Source organism: Gillisia xinjiangensis (genome assembly GCF_046298265.1).
GTDB classification, from domain to species: Bacteria; Bacteroidota; Bacteroidia; order Flavobacteriales; family Flavobacteriaceae; genus Gillisia; species Gillisia xinjiangensis.
Genome location: NZ_JBKAHK010000002.1, coordinates 709,378 through 725,215, shown reverse-complemented (window position 1 = coordinate 725,215; position 15,838 = coordinate 709,378). Strand labels below are relative to the sequence as shown.

At 38.0% G+C, this 15,838-nt stretch carries 14 protein-coding genes; 6 read left to right on the top strand and 8 right to left on the bottom strand.

The genetic code is table 11. From position 1 onward, the window contains the following. Window position 1: 1 nt before the first annotated feature. Window positions 2–625 (bottom strand): LysE family translocator, encoded by a 624-nt coding sequence (locus ACKGJN_RS04355; RefSeq protein ID WP_409538205.1) that lies wholly within the window; start codon window positions 623–625, stop codon window positions 2–4. A 4-nt stretch (window positions 626–629) separates the two neighbouring features. After that, window positions 630–1,304: a tRNA (guanosine(46)-N7)-methyltransferase TrmB gene (gene trmB, locus ACKGJN_RS04350; RefSeq protein ID WP_409538385.1), complete on the bottom strand. Its 675-nt coding sequence runs from the start codon at window positions 1,302–1,304 to the stop codon at window positions 630–632. Window positions 1,305–1,509: 205 nt separating this feature from the next. Between trmB and ACKGJN_RS04345 the strand changes: the two genes are divergently transcribed. Further along, entirely contained in the window at window positions 1,510–2,586 is a 1,077-nt protein-coding gene (locus tag ACKGJN_RS04345) for a glycosyltransferase (RefSeq protein WP_409538204.1), read from the top strand. Here ACKGJN_RS04345 and ACKGJN_RS04340 read toward each other — a convergent pair. Then, entirely contained in the window at window positions 2,506–3,603 is a 1,098-nt protein-coding gene (locus ACKGJN_RS04340; RefSeq protein WP_409538203.1) for a sensor histidine kinase, read from the bottom strand. The two genes, ACKGJN_RS04345 and ACKGJN_RS04340, sit on opposite strands and share 81 nt — an antisense overlap. Beyond that, on the bottom strand, window positions 3,603–4,286 hold the full coding sequence (locus tag ACKGJN_RS04335) for a response regulator transcription factor (protein ID WP_409538202.1): 684 nt from the start codon (window positions 4,284–4,286) through the stop codon (window positions 3,603–3,605). Before ACKGJN_RS04335 ends, ACKGJN_RS04340 begins: the two co-directional genes overlap by 1 nt. Window positions 4,287–4,616: 330 nt before the next feature. Here ACKGJN_RS04335 and ACKGJN_RS04330 point away from each other — a divergent pair, with 330 nt between their 5' ends. The 4 genes from ACKGJN_RS04330 (at window position 4,617) to ACKGJN_RS04315 (ending at window position 10,468) form a co-directional block, all read left to right on the top strand. Beyond that, window positions 4,617–5,933: a hypothetical protein gene (locus tag ACKGJN_RS04330; protein WP_409538201.1), complete on the top strand. Its 1,317-nt coding sequence runs from the start codon at window positions 4,617–4,619 to the stop codon at window positions 5,931–5,933. A gap of 100 nt (window positions 5,934–6,033) precedes the next feature. Continuing rightward, the gene (locus tag ACKGJN_RS04325) at window positions 6,034–8,865 is read left to right on the top strand and encodes a TonB-dependent receptor (RefSeq protein ID WP_409538200.1); all 2,832 of its coding nucleotides are present in this window, start codon (window positions 6,034–6,036) and stop codon (window positions 8,863–8,865) included. Between the two features lie 150 nt (window positions 8,866–9,015). Continuing rightward, window positions 9,016–9,354 carry a T9SS type A sorting domain-containing protein gene (locus tag ACKGJN_RS04320; RefSeq protein WP_409538199.1) on the top strand — a complete coding sequence of 113 codons (339 nt, stop codon included), beginning with the start codon at window positions 9,016–9,018 and terminating at the stop codon, window positions 9,352–9,354. Window positions 9,355–9,490: 136 nt separating this feature from the next. Continuing rightward, window positions 9,491–10,468: a LuxE/PaaK family acyltransferase gene (locus ACKGJN_RS04315; protein ID WP_409538198.1), complete on the top strand. Its 978-nt coding sequence runs from the start codon at window positions 9,491–9,493 to the stop codon at window positions 10,466–10,468. A 316-nt stretch (window positions 10,469–10,784) separates the two neighbouring features. Here the strand turns inward: ACKGJN_RS04315 and tyrS are convergent, their stop codons facing one another. Then, entirely contained in the window at window positions 10,785–12,080 is a 1,296-nt protein-coding gene (gene tyrS / locus ACKGJN_RS04310; RefSeq protein ID WP_409538197.1) for a tyrosine--tRNA ligase, read from the bottom strand. Between the two features lie 80 nt (window positions 12,081–12,160). Between tyrS and ACKGJN_RS04305 the strand changes: the two genes are divergently transcribed. After that, the gene (locus ACKGJN_RS04305) at window positions 12,161–13,174 is read left to right on the top strand and encodes an NAD-dependent epimerase/dehydratase family protein (protein WP_409538196.1); all 1,014 of its coding nucleotides are present in this window, start codon (window positions 12,161–12,163) and stop codon (window positions 13,172–13,174) included. A gap of 19 nt (window positions 13,175–13,193) precedes the next feature. Here ACKGJN_RS04305 and ACKGJN_RS04300 read toward each other — a convergent pair whose 3' ends face one another. The 3 genes from ACKGJN_RS04300 to ACKGJN_RS04290 are packed head-to-tail and all read right to left on the bottom strand — an operon-like array spanning window position 13,194 to window position 15,752. Then, window positions 13,194–13,673: a DUF4296 domain-containing protein gene (locus ACKGJN_RS04300; protein ID WP_409538195.1), complete on the bottom strand. Its 480-nt coding sequence runs from the start codon at window positions 13,671–13,673 to the stop codon at window positions 13,194–13,196. A gap of 1 nt (window position 13,674) precedes the next feature. Further along, window positions 13,675–15,021 carry a dihydroorotase gene (locus ACKGJN_RS04295; RefSeq protein ID WP_409538194.1) on the bottom strand — a complete coding sequence of 449 codons (1,347 nt, stop codon included), beginning with the start codon at window positions 15,019–15,021 and terminating at the stop codon, window positions 13,675–13,677. Continuing rightward, window positions 15,021–15,752 carry a polyprenol monophosphomannose synthase gene (locus tag ACKGJN_RS04290; protein ID WP_409538384.1) on the bottom strand — a complete coding sequence of 244 codons (732 nt, stop codon included), beginning with the start codon at window positions 15,750–15,752 and terminating at the stop codon, window positions 15,021–15,023. The genes ACKGJN_RS04295 and ACKGJN_RS04290 overlap by 1 nt, the downstream gene beginning before the upstream one ends. Between the last annotated feature and the right edge of the window lie 86 nt (window positions 15,753–15,838).

Sequence of the window (15,838 nt, the reverse complement as noted above, 5' to 3'; positions counted from 1 at the left end):
TCTAATAATAAAAGATCCTGATTAGTGTAATAATGACCAAAACAAACATCAGTATAGCCATAAAATAATTGGAATATTTAGCAAATATCGCTGTTTTATTATCGATTTTCTGAAAGGATAAAACGTAGAAATAAAGGGTAGTAAAAGTTCCCAGCGATGCTGCAAGCACAAAGGTGATCATTAAAACAAAATCATAGGAAACATCGCCACCTATATTTAATGCGGTTGCAAGTGCCACAAAATATGGGATGGGAAATACGTTTAAAACAGCAACAAGGATTCCTTTAAAAATACTGTTGGCGTTGGTTTTTTCGGTTTGAGCATCTATATGTGAACCATTTTGTGCTTTCACAAAAAAGAAGATGGCTAAAATTATGAAAATCACCAGGCCAGCCCGCAAAAGCACATTCCTTATAAATGGATTATCGAAAATATACCTGGCTAAAAAAACAGCCAAAATGGCTTGCAAAAGCACCCCGATGGATGCTCCAATGGCCACAAAAACACCGCTCTTTTCCCCGTGCTTCATACAGGTTTTTGCAACGGTCATATTGACCAATCCCGGCGGCACTACTCCAAGAAGAGCAGCAAAATAAGTGATTAGGAAAAGTTTGGTTTCCTCCAAAGTTTTATTTTATCTTAAATTGAATATAGGTAATGCGCTTTCCTTGTTCAAGGTACTGTTTTTCGTAGAAAGTTTGTATCCCGGTTACTTCTATTGGAGAATATACATTTTTATAAACATCATGATTTGCCTGTAAGATCTCATGACCTTCGCCGTGCAGGAGCCCCAGGGTGTATCCGTGCATAAATTCGCTATCGGTTTTTAAATTCACGATGCCGTCCGGTTTCAGTATGAATTTGTATTTCTGAAGAAATTCTGAATTGGTCAAACGATGTTTGGTACGTTTATATTTAATTTGCGGATCCGGAAAGGTGATCCAGATCTCATCGATCTCATTTTTGGCAAAAATATGATCCACCAGTTCAATCTGGGTCCTGATAAATCCAAGATTGGTAATATTTTCTTCCATCCCGGTCTTTGCGCCGCGCCAAAACCTGGCTCCTTTAATATCCACCCCAATAAAATTCTTTTCCGGGTTAGCCTGGGCCAGGGCAACGCTGTATTCCCCTTTTCCGCAACCGAGTTCTAGCACTATCGGATTGTTATTTTTAAAAAAATCGGATCGCCATTTGCCTCTTAAAGGATAGTTATTCTGAGTTAACTCCTCCCGCGAAGGCTGTACCACATTATCAAATTGCTCGTTCTCACGGAATCTTCTGAGTTTATTTTTACTCCCCACTGCTTCTAAATATTTTGACAAAATTAACGAAAAAGAAGTTAGAAGCGGGAGATGCGAGGATAGAAGTGAACAAATCAAGGGCCAAGATCCTAGAAACAAGACACAATGCCAAATTAAGAAAATAGAGAATAGAAAAGTTCATCACAACATCACTTCGTCACTTCATCACTTAGCCACTTCATCACAACATTTCCTATATTTGTTAATGTACAAAAAACGAATTCTGGTAGCACCTTTAAACTGGGGATTGGGACATGCCACCCGCTGTATTCCTGTTATTCGGGCGCTGATCGAACAAAATTTTGTTCCGGTGATAGCATCAGACGGAGATGCCCTGCAATTATTAAAGAAAGAATTTCCGGAACTCGAACATTACTCCCTTCCCTCCTACGCCATAGAATATTCAAAACATCCTTTCCTGTTGAAATTTAAACTTCTTGGCAATACACCGCATATATTTAAAACCATTTCAAAAGAGCTAAAACATACCGAAGATCTCATCAAGAACAAAAATATATCGGGGATCATTTCAGATAACCGGTGGGGAGTTCGTTCCAGGTTAGTGCCGTCGGTTTTTATCACCCATCAAATTCTAGTTCTTTCTGGGCTAACAACACTTTTAAGCAGTAGGATCCAGCAAGCCTATATCAATAAATTTGATGAATGCTGGGTTCCCGATCTTCCTGGAACTATCAACCTCAGCGGAAAGATGAGTCATTTAAAAAAAACTGCTATTCCCGTAAAATACCTTGGAATATTAAGCCGATTTGAAAAAGAAGAACGATTGATTGAATATGATATCCTGGTTTTGCTTTCAGGGCCGGAACCTCAGCGCAGTATCCTTGAAAAAATCATGTTCAAAGAGCTGAAGGATATGAAGGCAAAAATTTATATGGTTCGTGGAGTCGTTGAGGAATTTCAAAAAGTTGAAAAGAAGGGAAATTTTACCGTTTGTAATTTCATGACCTCAAGAGAATTGGAGGGTGTGATTAATAGCAGTAAGCTGGTGATTTCAAGATCAGGCTATACCACCCTCATGGATCTGGCTAAACTGGAGAAACCTTGTTTTTTGATACCAACTCCGGGACAACCCGAACAGGAATATTTGTCCAACCGATTGAAAAAAATGGGAATTTCACCTGGTTGTCCTCAATCTAAATTCACTGCAGAAAAACTTCAGGAAGTTAAGGATTACAGCGAATTAAGTTTTTTTTCTTCCTTGCCCGGTTTTCTCGGAAGCGATGATTTTAGTAGAATTTTTGCTCTTTTCAAGGGTGAATGAAAATTCACTTCCAACCCCAAAATCACTTTCCACATATATCTTCTCATTATGCGCTTCAATAATATGTTTTACAATTGATAATCCCAGTCCGGAACCGCCTTCTTTTCGTGAACCACTCTTATCTACACGGTAAAACCGCTCAAAAAGCCTTGGAATGTTGGCCATTTCTATCCCTTCTCCGTTATCGGTTACCCGAACAATAACTTTGTTTTTTATCAGGTTTTCGATGCTTATCTCTGTTGTTCCTCCTTTTTTTCCATATTTAATTGAATTAACAATAAGGTTGGAAAGCACCTGCTGAATGCGCTCCTTATCTGCATACACCCAGACAGGTTCCTTGTAAGGGATATCAAAAGTTAAGGTGATGTTCTTCTTCGCGGCTTTCATTTCCAATAGGTCAAAGGCATTCTGGACCATTTCCACGATGTTGAAGTTTTCAAAATGTAAATGAAGATCTCCGGTTTCCAGTTTGGTGATCATATCAAGATCTTTCACGATATAAATCAACCTTTCCACACCCTTACCTGCTCTTTGAAGATATTTTTTGCGCACCGCCTTGTCTTTCATGGCCCCATCCAAAAGTGTGAGTATATAACCCTGGACAGTAAAAAGTGGCGTTTTTAATTCATGGGATACATTTCCCATAAATTCTTTTCTATAGGTTTCCCTAATCTTCAGGGTTTCTATTTCAAGTTTTTTGTCTTCAGCAAATTTCTCTACTTCCCTGGTTAAAGTTGCCATATCTGTAGTGATTTGATTTGGCCTTAAGGTAGTGGCATCCAAAAGGGTAACATTGTCGTAGATCTTTTTCACCCTTTTATAGATAAAATTCTCAACGCGATACTGAATTATAAAAAACGAAACAAGATAGCTGAACACCAGAAATATTCCCAGGGAATAGAATTCAAACAGCCCGTGATAATGTAGAAATCCACCAAAAAAAAGGGTCAATATCAGGGTTATAAAAAGCGAGGTTTTTATTGCAAATTTATATGATTTCTTAAAGTCCCTTGGCATTAAACGACAAACTTATATCCTACTCCTTTAACTGTTTTAAAGCTTTCGTCCCCAATCTTTTCCCGAAGTTTCCTAATGTGGACATCGATTGTCCTGCCGCCAACAACCACTTCGTTACCCCATACATTATCAAGGATCTCTTCCCGTTTAAAAACCTTACCGGGTTTTGAGGCCAAAAGTGAAAGCAGTTCAAATTCCTTACGGGGAAGAATCAATTCCACATCATTTTTAATGATCTTGTATTCCTCCCTGTTTATTACGAGGTCCCCTATTTTCACAATATTAGAAGAAGGCTCTTCGTCCTTAAATCGGCGAAGCAAGGCCTTCACTTTACTCACCAGTACTTTTGGCTTTATGGGCTTGGTTATATAATCATCGGCTCCGGCATCAAAACCTGCCATTTGAGAATAATCTTCTCCACGGGCCGTTAAAAAGGTAATAATGGTTTCGCTGAGTTCCGGAATTTTTCTGATTTGCGCACAGGCTTCAATTCCATCCATCTCTGGCATCATCACGTCCAGGATAATTAAATGAGGTACTTTCTTTTTAGCGATTTTCACAGCATCGACACCATTTTCCGCAGTCATCACCTGGTAACCTTCTGCAGAAAGGTTGTAACCAACAATTTCCAGGATATCCGGTTCGTCGTCTACCAGAAGTATGGTAATATCTTTTTTCTTCATATATTAAGTATTGTAATACTAGTGATTACAAAAGTAAAGATAAAATTTATCCTTCAGCATTTCAGCAAAAACAATACTGGTAACACATAGTTAACAATGGATTCTTCCAAAAATGGACCTAAAAGCCTTAACTATAGGCGTTTTACGCCAAATAACGCTTTAGGAAAAATTTCAACTCCCCCTGTTTAACCCATTTTATAAACTTAAAGGTAACATTCAATACTGTGCTATTAACCTAAGCTTAAACTTTAGGTAAGGCTGTACTTAAACTAAGCTCGTTAATTGGCCTTGAATTTAAAACTCAAAAGAATAACTAAATTTATTGAAACTATGAAAAAATTAATTATTGCAGGATTTGCTATCGCAACTTTAGGATTGACAAGTTGCAGCGATGATGACTCTATGCCAATAGAACAACTTGCTACCTGTACCGACGGAATCAAAAATGGTAACGAAACTGGTGTAGATTGTGGAGGGGCTTGTGCTCCATGTGAAGGTGATGTAGGTGGAGTTATAGTAGACGAAGATCTTTCTGGATTATTAACTGAGGATTTTACTTTAACCAATGATGTTATCTGGGAAATAAATGGAAAATTTGTAGTTGGAAATGGAGCAACCCTTACCATTGAACCAGGAACTATTATTAAGGGTGCGGAGGGTACAGGTTCTTTGGCTTCTGCGCTTATTGTAGCTCGTGGAGGACGTATTATGGCTGAAGGTACTGCCGATGCGCCAATTGTATTTACTTCTATTAATGATAACATTCAGGTTGGACAAAAACAAGGAACTAACCTTGATGAAAACGACCGAGGTCTTTGGGGTGGAGTATTAATTTTAGGATTTGCACCAAGCTCTTTTGAAGGTGACTCTGAAGAATCTCAAATTGAAGGGATTCCTGCAGATGATGACTTTGGAAGATATGGAGGTGATGACCCAACAGACAATTCAGGAGTTTTCAAATATGTATCTATTCGTCACGGTGGAGCACTAATAGGTTCCGGGAACGAAATTAATGGACTTACTTTAGGAGGTGTTGGTACTGGAACAGTTATAGACCACGTAGAAGTTGTAGGAAACGTAGATGATGGTTTTGAATGGTTTGGTGGTACTGTTAACTCCAGCAATCTTGTGGCATTCGCCGGAGGAGATGATGGTTTGGATATTGACCAGGCTTACTCAGGAACTATTACCAACGCATTGGTTATTCAAGGTGCCGAATCTGATCACGCTTTAGAAATTGATGGACCAGAAGGTACGCTTCAGGGAGCTTTTATTATCCAGGACCTAACTATAATTGGAGATCCTAACGCCCCATCTGCTGAAATCGCAGATTTTAGAGACGGAGCTCAGGGAGCCTTTAATAATGTATATGTAAAAGGATTTAACGATGTACAGGATGTAGAAATTGACGATGCAGGATCTGCTGCAAACTACACCAATGGTAGTTTAAGCTTCTCTGCCTGGGAAATAGTATTACCAGAAGGAGTAGCGAGCGTTTCTGATATTTTCAAAGACACTACAGGAACTACAAGTTTCTCTACTGATGCTGCAGATTTTGCTACAGCAATAGAACAAGATCAGGAAACAGTTGGTGCAGACCTATCTGTTTTTGGATGGACCTATGCTAGCTTCCGCAGTGCATTTTAATCAATATTTTAAAGCAAAATTTAAATAGCACTTAACAAAAATTGCTCGCCCCTTAAATGAGGCGGGCAATTTAGTATTCAGATTTTTAATTGACATTTTTATGAAGACCCACTTTTCAATAGTTTTATTTTTTAGTTTATTCATCAGTTTTGCACAGGCACAAACCGGAAAAATTTCAGGATCTATTTTTGATGTTGAAGCCAATGATGTGATGCCCTTTGCCAATGTTGCCATTAAAGGCACTAATACCGGAACCACCTCAGATTTTGAAGGAGATTATAGTTTGAATGTAGCTCCCGGAACCTATACTGTGGTGTTTTCTTTTGTAGGTTACGAAACCATAGAAGTAACCGAAGTTGTTGTGGAAGAAGGTGAAGTAACCACTCTTAATGTGGAGATGAAATCTTCTGCCGGGATGTTAGACGAGGTGGTAATTACTACCACCACTGCCAGGGATACTGAAGCCGCCCTTTTAAATATGCAAAAAAATGCCATCAATCTTACCGATGGACTTTCTTCTCAATCCTTCGATAAAATTGGGGCTGGAGATGTTTCCGCTGCAGTAAAAACCATACCGGGAGTTTCTGTTCAGGGCGGTAAATATGTTTATGTAAGAGGTTTGGGGGACCGCTATACCAAATCTATTCTAAACGGGATGGATGTACCGGGATTGGATCCAGATCGAAATACCTTACAAATGGACATTTTTCCAACTAATATATTGGATAACGTAATTGTGGTTAAATCTCTAACTGCAGATATGTCGGCCGATTTTACCGGAGGAATGGTAAATATTATTACAAAAGATTTTCCTAGCCGAGAGGAATACAGTGTTTCACTTGGCGCTGACTACAACCCTTCTATGCACTTTAATTCAGATTTTTTGCAATATGATGGAGGCAATACAGATTTTCTTGGTTTTGACGATGGCACCAGAGATCGTCCCGTTAGCAGATTTCAACGTTTTCCAAGACCTTTTGATAACGATGCCGCATTAACACGAATTACAGAGCGTTTTAATCCAACTTTAGGAGGTACCAGAAAAAGCAATTTGATGGATTTTAGCTTTGGCTTTACTGCCGGAAATCAATATGAATTTGGAGAGAAAAACAACAAACTTGGCTATTTCGCATCGCTTTCTTACAAAAATACTTCAGAGTTTTTTGAAGATTTTGAAAACAATTCCTGGTTAAAGCCAAGAGAAACTTCAGCCTTTGAACTGCGTCCATCAAGATTATTGAATGGTGATGTTGGAAAAGAAAATTCCCTGATTAGTGCACTCACCGGACTTGCTTTTAAAACGGAACAATCTAAATACCAGCTTAATTTGCTTCATATTCAAAACGGAGAATCTACCGCCGGTAATTTTGAAGAGGAAATTCTTGTCTCTGATGCTATTACAGTTTTTAGGGATAACCTGGAATACACACAACGTTCCATTACCAACGCTTTATTAAGTGGGAAACACGCCAATAAAGATGCAAGCTGGACTACTGAATGGAAACTTTCTCCAACACTATCACGGGTTTATGATAAAGATGTAAGGATTACGGCCTTTGAATTTAACCCAAGCAACAACACCTATAGTATAAGACCAAGTTCCTCTGAAAGTCCCACCAGGATATGGAGAAACCTGGAAGAGGTCAACCTGGCAGGAAAAGTAGATGTTACCAAAAGGCACCAGCTTTTTGGCAGAAACGCAAATTTAAAATTTGGTGGAGGCTACACGTACAAACAAAGAGATTTTTCTATAGATCAATACCAAATTCTAATTCAGGGGTCTATTAGTCAACGTTTTGGAGGAGATCCAAATCAGGTTTTGGCACCGGGTAATATCTGGACTCCGGAAACCGGGAGGGGATCTTATATCAATGGTTTCTATGAGCCTGCAAACACCTACGATGCATACAATACCAATGCATCGGCTTATGTTTCAGAAGAATTTAATGTTACAGAGAAACTAAAGGCAATTTTTGGTATTAGACTTGAAAAGTTTGATCTTTTTTATACAGGACAAAATAACCTTGGCGATGTAATTCTGGATAAAGAACAACTTATAGACAAAACCGATTTTTTTCCCTCGGCAAACTTAATTTACAGCCTAAATGACGCCAGTAATTTAAGACTTTCTTATGGTCGCTCAACCGCAAGGCCTTCATTTAAAGAAGCTTCCATTGCCCAAATTTACGACCCATTAACCAACAGGACCTTTATTGGGAATATAGATTTGCAACCTACTTACGTAGACAATCTGGATGCACGCTACGAACTTTATGGAGACGATGCACAGCTTTTTGCAATAAGCGGCTTTTACAAGAAATTTACAGACCCAATAGAACTGTCTGTATTTAGTGATTTCTCTGCAGATAATTTTCAGCCAAGAAATGTTAATGATGCTACCGTTATTGGAGCCGAATTTGAAATGAGAAAGAATTTTGGATTTATTGCTGAAAACCTTAGAAACTTAAGTGTAAACCTTAACGTGTCTTTTATAGACTCAAAGGTAGAAATGGATAGAAGTGCAAGCGGAGAATTTGAATCCAAGCAACGTAATCTTAGACCTGGTGAAGAATTTGACGGTACAAGACAACTGCAGGGCCAATCTCCATTTTTGATAAATACAGGTATCGACTATACCGACCAGGAAACCGGTTGGCAGGCTGGTATTTTTTATAACACCCAGGGCAAAACACTGGAACTTGTGGGTATTGGTACTGTACCAGATGTTTATACAATGCCCTTCCACAGTCTTAATTTTAATTTGAATAAATCTTTTGGAGAAAATAGAAATTCTACCATCTCTTTAAAGGTTTCTAATATGCTTGGAGACGATATTGAAAGCAGGTTCCAGTCTTTTGGAGCCGAAGATCAGATATTTTCCCTTAGGAAACCTGGCACTCCCATCTCTTTAAGCTATAGCTATAAATTTTAAAATCAAACGTTTGCTTTATTTTTATTCAAAAGGCTGCCCTCATAAGGCAGCTTTTTTTTATTTATATTAGCATTAACTTAATTAGCAGGAGGTTATGGCACTATTTTTGAAATTTTTATTGTAGATTTGTAATAATCATATTCAAAAAGAATGAAACAACAGTACTTATTAAGTTTCTTATTGGTTTGCTTTTTGCTGTTGTCCAATTCAATAACAGCTCAAAGCACTAACCTCCCTGCATATACGCAGGAAAAACCAATTGAAGGCCTTGCCATCTATCCCAATCCTGTTACCGGAAGTAAAGTGTATATCACTTCAGACAGGAATCAGGTTAAAGAGGTGGAAATCTTCAATGTACTTGGCAAAAAGGTACTTTCTGCCAGGATAACCGGAAGAGAGTTGGATGTTTCAGAATTAACTCCGGGGATTTATATTTTAAAAATAAATGAAGGATCTTCACAAGCCACCAGGAAATTGGTGGTTCGTTAGCGTTTTTCATACAATCATATACCAAAGGCTTCTATTTATAGAGGCCTTTTTTATGAACTCCTCTCAAATATAAGATTTGGAACTAAGGCCTTGCCTTTTATTTTTACCTTTACTGCTGCGTATTTTAAATTTAAATATGGATTACCCCAACATTTTTTCCATTGCTTCCGAAAAAGAATTTCGGTTGGTTTCACTGGAAGTATTCAGGTTTCAATTTTCGAATAATCCAATATATCGAAGGTTTTGTGAGTTGCTTAAAAAAGATCCGAAGCAGGTTGATGAAATACAAAAAATCCCTTTTTTACCTATAGATTTCTTTAAAAGTGAGCGTTTGCTTTCTTCCAAAGCGCCTGTTGAAAAGATATTTTCCAGCAGCGGAACCACAGGAGAAAATACAAGCAAACACTATGTGACAGATCTTTCCCTTTACGAGCAAAGTTTCACAAAAGCATTTTCACACTTTTACGGCAATATTCAGGATTATGCAGTTTTAGCACTTTTGCCTTCCTATCTGGAACGTAAAGGCTCTTCCCTTATCTATATGGCCGATAATCTAATAAGGGAAAGCAAACATCCCAAAAGCGGATTTTACCTTAACAATTTATCCGATCTTAAAAAAACATTGATCTCTCTGGACAATTCGGGGCAAAAAATACTGCTTATTGGGGTTTCATTTGCATTGCTGGATTTGGTGGAAGCATATAAATTTAACCTGCAAAACACAATCATTATGGAAACCGGGGGAATGAAAGGCCGACGAAAGGAGATGATTCGTACTGAACTTCATGAACTGTTAATGAAAGGATTTGGAGTTTCTCACATTCACAGCGAGTATGGAATGACAGAACTTCTCTCCCAGGCTTATTCTCAAGGAAATGGCACTTTTGAATGCCCACCCTGGATGAAGATGCTTATTCGCGATCCTGAAGATGCTCTCACCTATCTTCCTAAAGGGAAACCCGGTGGAATAAATGTTATAGACCTTGCCAATATAAATTCCTGCTCTTTTATCGCGACTCAGGATTTGGGGAAAACATATGAAGATGGATCTATAGAAATCCTTGGAAGGTTTGATAACAGTGATATTAGAGGGTGTAACCTTATGGTGTTATAAACTTTTCAGATTCAAATTTCTTGAATAAATTTCAGAAATGTTAATTATTTATTAATTTTGTAATCAAAAGAAATTCCCTCCGACTTAGCTTACGTAAACATAATTTTTGGTTAGGTTTTTGTTTACAGCTAATTGAAGTTTTTTTCATATTAGATTGGTTAGTTAGTTGCAAATCCCTTTAAACACCTGTTTGAAGGGATTTTGTAATTTAAACCAAAAACCCCGGGGCAAGCCCACCACGAGGTATGAATAAAAATTGGAAAATACTTTTAAAAATTCGAGGCAGACCTCGGGAAATTAAACCCTCAATGAGGGATTAAACCACCTTTATAATGTAGGTATTCCGTTTTCCCTTATTTAGAATTACATATTTGTTATTGATAAGGTCAGAAACAGTGATCTTATAATCTTCTCGCACCTTTTCTTTATTTACGGAAATCGCGTTTTCCTTCAAGGCTCTACGCGCTTCGCCATTGGATTTCAAAAAATCGGTTTTTGCTGAAAGGGCCGCGATCATGTCCAAACCTTCTTCAATATCGGCTCTGGAAACTTCCGCTTGTGGCACCCCTTCAAAAACGTCCAGAAATGTAGCCTCGTTGAGGTTTTTCAAGTCGCCTGCCGTACTTTTTCCAAATAAAACCTCAGAGGCTTTTACCGCATTAACATATTCCTCTTCACTATGAACCGTAATTGTAACCTCCTTTGCCAATGACTTTTGAAGCAACCGCAAATGAGGAGCTTCTTTATGCTGAGAAATAAGTTCCTGAATTATTTCTTTGTCTAAGAAAGTAAATATTTTAATATATTTTTTGGCGTCCTCATCACTGGAATTTAACCAATATTGGTAAAATTTATAAGGAGATGTCCTGTTGGAATCCAACCAAATATTACCTCCCTCACTCTTACCAAATTTACTGCCATCGCTCTTAGTTATTAATGGACAGGTAAGGGCGTAGCCTTTTCCGTCCCCGATTCTTCTAATAAGCTCTGTTCCGGTCGTAATATTTCCCCACTGGTCACTTCCTCCCATTTGAAGACTACAATTTTGGGTTTTGTATAAATGAACAAAATCATAACCCTGAACAAGCTGATAAGTGAACTCTGTAAACGACATTCCTTCGGTATCTTCTCCCGAAATCCTGTTTTTCACTGAATCTTTGGACATCATATAATTGACTGTTATATGTTTCCCCACATCCCTTATGAAATCAAGAAATGTAAATTCTTTCATCCAATCATAATTGTTAACTAAAATTGCCCGATTTTTTTCGTCCGAAGAAAAGTCCAGAAAACGAGAAAGTTGATTTTTCACACATTCCTGATTGTGCCTTAAAGTAGCTTCATCTAAAAGATTCCGTTCGCTGCTTTTTCCTGAAGGATCCCCAATCATTCCCGTTGCACCACCAACCAAAGCTACCGGCTTATGGCCAGAACGTTGAAAATGGGCCAGCAACATAATTGGAACTAAATTCCCAATATGTAAAGAGTCTGCGGTAGGATCAAAACCAATATAGGCAGCCCGCATTTCTTCCAGTAAATGTTCTTCGGTTCCCGGCATAACATCGTGTAACATTCCGCGCCAGGTAATCTCTTCAATAAAATTTTTATTCATGATTGAAATTTTCTTCTAAACAGCCGTAAAGATACCAAACCCTATGATTTTTCCTAAGTTGAAATAGCTATATTTACCCTATGATTTTAGTTACCGGAGGAACAGGTTTGGTAGGCTCTCATTTATTGCTTGATTTACTGAAAGCGGGGAATAATGTACGGGCCATTTATAGAAAAAGCAGCAATTTACTTGTTGTGAAAAAGGTATTCTCTTATTATTTATCTTCTGAAGAAACCGATCTTTATTTTAACAGGATTGATTGGCAGGAAGCCGATCTCAATGATATCTGTGCCCTAACCAAAGCTTTTATAGGAATTACTTCTGTATATCATAGCGCAGCTATGATCTCTTTTGACCCATCAGATGAAAAAGCACTGAGGAAGATCAATATTGAAGGAACCGCTAATATTGTGAATTTGTGTATTTCCGGCGGAATTAAAAAACTTTGTTTCATAAGTTCTATTGCTACCATGGATCTAACTCCTGGAGAAAATGAGATCTCTGAAAATTTCACGTGGTACCAGGAACAAAATCACAGCGATTATGCCATATCCAAACACGGAGCTGAAATTGAGGTCTGGAGAGGTTCTCAGGAAGGAGTTCCTGTTATCATTCTTAATCCCGGAATAATAATTGGGCCGGGATTTTGGGATTCCGGAAGCGGACAAATTTTTAAACGAATAGATGCCGGTTTAAACTACCATTTCCCAAAAACTACGGGCTTTGTAGGGGTACGGGATGTGGTTTGCGCTGCTATTTGCACGATGGATTCCAGCACTAAAAATGAACAATATATTGTTGTGGCCCAAAACCTGGAATTTAAAAAAGTTCTGGAAATGATTGCAGAAAGCATTGACAAACCTGCGCCTAAAAAGCCCCTGAAACCCTGGATGGTTTTTATTGGATGGATCTATCAATTTATTACAGCAATGCTATTTGGGAAGAAGCGGCAAATTGCCAAAAAAGATATGAAAGCTTTATTCGCACATACTTTTTACAGCAACCAGAAGATTGTTAAAGAGTTTAATTTTAAGTTCACTCCGGTTCAGGAAGTCATCCACCAAACAGGAAAAATCTTTAGGGGGCAAAAATAAGAAAGATCCTAATTTCCCCTTAATGATTACTGTCTATAATAAGGCTGTCGATAATTGGCCTTTTTATTTTTAATACAGGCTTAACCGTCAAGGAATCAGATTTAGATCCAGAAATAGAATCGGCAAGCTTTATAGAGTCCTTTATACGTGTTTCCTCCTCCTGCATCTTCTCCAAATCACCCTGCATCTTTTCGAGATTCACCTTTACCTTCTTATAAATACTTTCCAGCCTATCATAATTCTTTGCGTAATATTCATTGCTTTGCGCGAGTTGGAGGCTATCAATTCCGTGTTTTTCGTACAAATATTCATCTGGCTTTAAACCGGTTTCCTCCAGGATTCTTTTATTATAATTTCTGGCGGAATTGAGAATAGAAAGATCGGTAAGGACTTCTGCCATTTTCAATTCAGGAATTAAATTTTCCGGTTCTTTCACCTTTTCCACATTTTGGCATGAAACCAATAACAGGGCAAAAATAAAAATCCGGTAATGCTTCATGCTATTTTCGGTCAAAAGTTAATTGCTCGGCCACATTTGTAAATGGCGGAAACTTAAAATTGTTGTAAACCAAATTTCCATTTACGAAGGTATGAGTGATCCTGGATTTAAAAGTAACCCCATCAAAAGGAGACCAACCACATTTGTAAACAATATTGCTTGGTTGTACTGCCCAGGGAGAGTTCAGGTCGATTAATACAAGATCGGCCTTGTAGCCTTCACGAATAAATCCACGTTTTTCAATTTGATATAAAATCGCCGGATTATGGCACATTTTTTCTACAATTTTTTCCAGACTTATCTTTTCCTGATGATGTAGCTGAAGCATTGCAGGAAGTGCATGTTGCACCAATGGTCCCCCACTTGGAGCCTTGGTATAAACATTTTTCTTTTCTTCTTTTGTGTGCGGGGCATGATCTGTTGCCACAACATCGATATAATTGTCTAAAAGACCCTGCAACAAAGCCTCCTGATCTTTTTTGGTTTTTATGGAAGGATTCCATTTTATGAAGGTTCCTTTTTTCTGATAATCGGAATCATTGAACCAAAGGTGATGCACACAAACTTCGGCAGTTATTTTTTTATCTTTTAAAGGTTTCTTATTATCAAAAAGAGCGATTTCTTTTGCTGTTGAAAGATGAAAAACATGCAATCGAGCTCCTGTTTTTTTAGCCAGCGCTACCGCTTTAGAAGAAGAAATATAACAAGCTTCTTCACTTCTTATTTTAGAATGCAATTCAATAGGAATATCATCTCCATAACGCTCTATGCATTCTTCCAGATTTTTTTTAATAGTTGCCTCATCTTCACAGTGCACTGCAATCATTACAGGGGACTTGGTGAAGATCTCTTCGAGGACTTTTGGGTCGTCCACCAGCATATTTCCTGTAGAGGAACCCAGAAATAATTTAAGGGCAGCAGTGGTCTTAGGATCAATTTTCAGGATTTCTTCAAGATTATCATTCGTACCACCAAACATAAATGAATAATTTGCGTAGGAAGATTTTTTAGCCATATCAAATTTTTCCTGCAACTTTTCCATAGTAGTTGTTTGCGGCAAGGTGTTTGGCATCTCTATATATGAAGTTATTCCACCGGCAACAGCTGCCCGCGACCCTGCTTCTATAGTTTCCTTATGTGTAAGTCCAGGTTCCCTGAAATGAACCTGATCATCTATTACCCCGGGGATCAAAAAATTCCCCTCTGCATCTATAATATTTACATCAGGTGATTTAGCGCTAATACTGTCGGCTATTTCAGCAATAATACCATTTTCAATAAATACATCACCTTCCCTGATTATCCCTTCGTTAACAATACGCGCATTCTTGATTAAAACCTTTTTCATCACTTCGTCGTCTTATTAAAAAGACTTTTTAATTTCATATTAATTACCCCAAATATTGCTTCAGAAATTATTCCTCCGCTCATTTTGGAAGTTCCTCTGGTTCTGTCGGTAAAAATCACAGGAATTTCCATTATTTCAAATTTATGCAGATATGCTTTAAATTTCATTTCAATTTGAAAGGCATACCCCACAAAATGTATCTTATCCAAATCAATTGTTTGCAGCACTTTTCTTTTATAGCAAACAAATCCAGCTGTGGTATCGTGAATATCCATCCCCGTTATCACCCTGACATATTTAGATGCCAACCAGGACAATAGCACCCTGCTCATCGGCCAGTTTATAACATTAACTCCAGTAACATAGCGGGAGCCTATCGCCATATCTGCCCCTTTTTTGGCGCAGGTGTTATAAAGCCTTATAAGATCGTTTGGACTATGAGAGAAATCGGCATCCATTTCAAAAATATACTCATAATCTCTTTTCAGGGACCATTTAAATCCATAGATATAGGCAGTTCCCAACCCCAGTTTTCCTTCGCGTTCCTGCAGGAATAAAGCTCCAAAAAATTCAGACTGTAATTCCCTCACCATCGCTGCGGTGCCATCTGGTGAATTATCATCTACTACCAAGATATGAAACTTGCGCTGCAAAGAAAAAATATTTCTTATTAAACGCTCGATGTTCTCAATTTCGTTATATGTTGGTATTATAATAATCCCATGAGACATGCCCTGTTTTTTGGGCAAATGTAACTAATTTTGCGCTTAGCAACTTCAAATTTGCTTCCAACTTTTAACGTATTAATGATACCTTT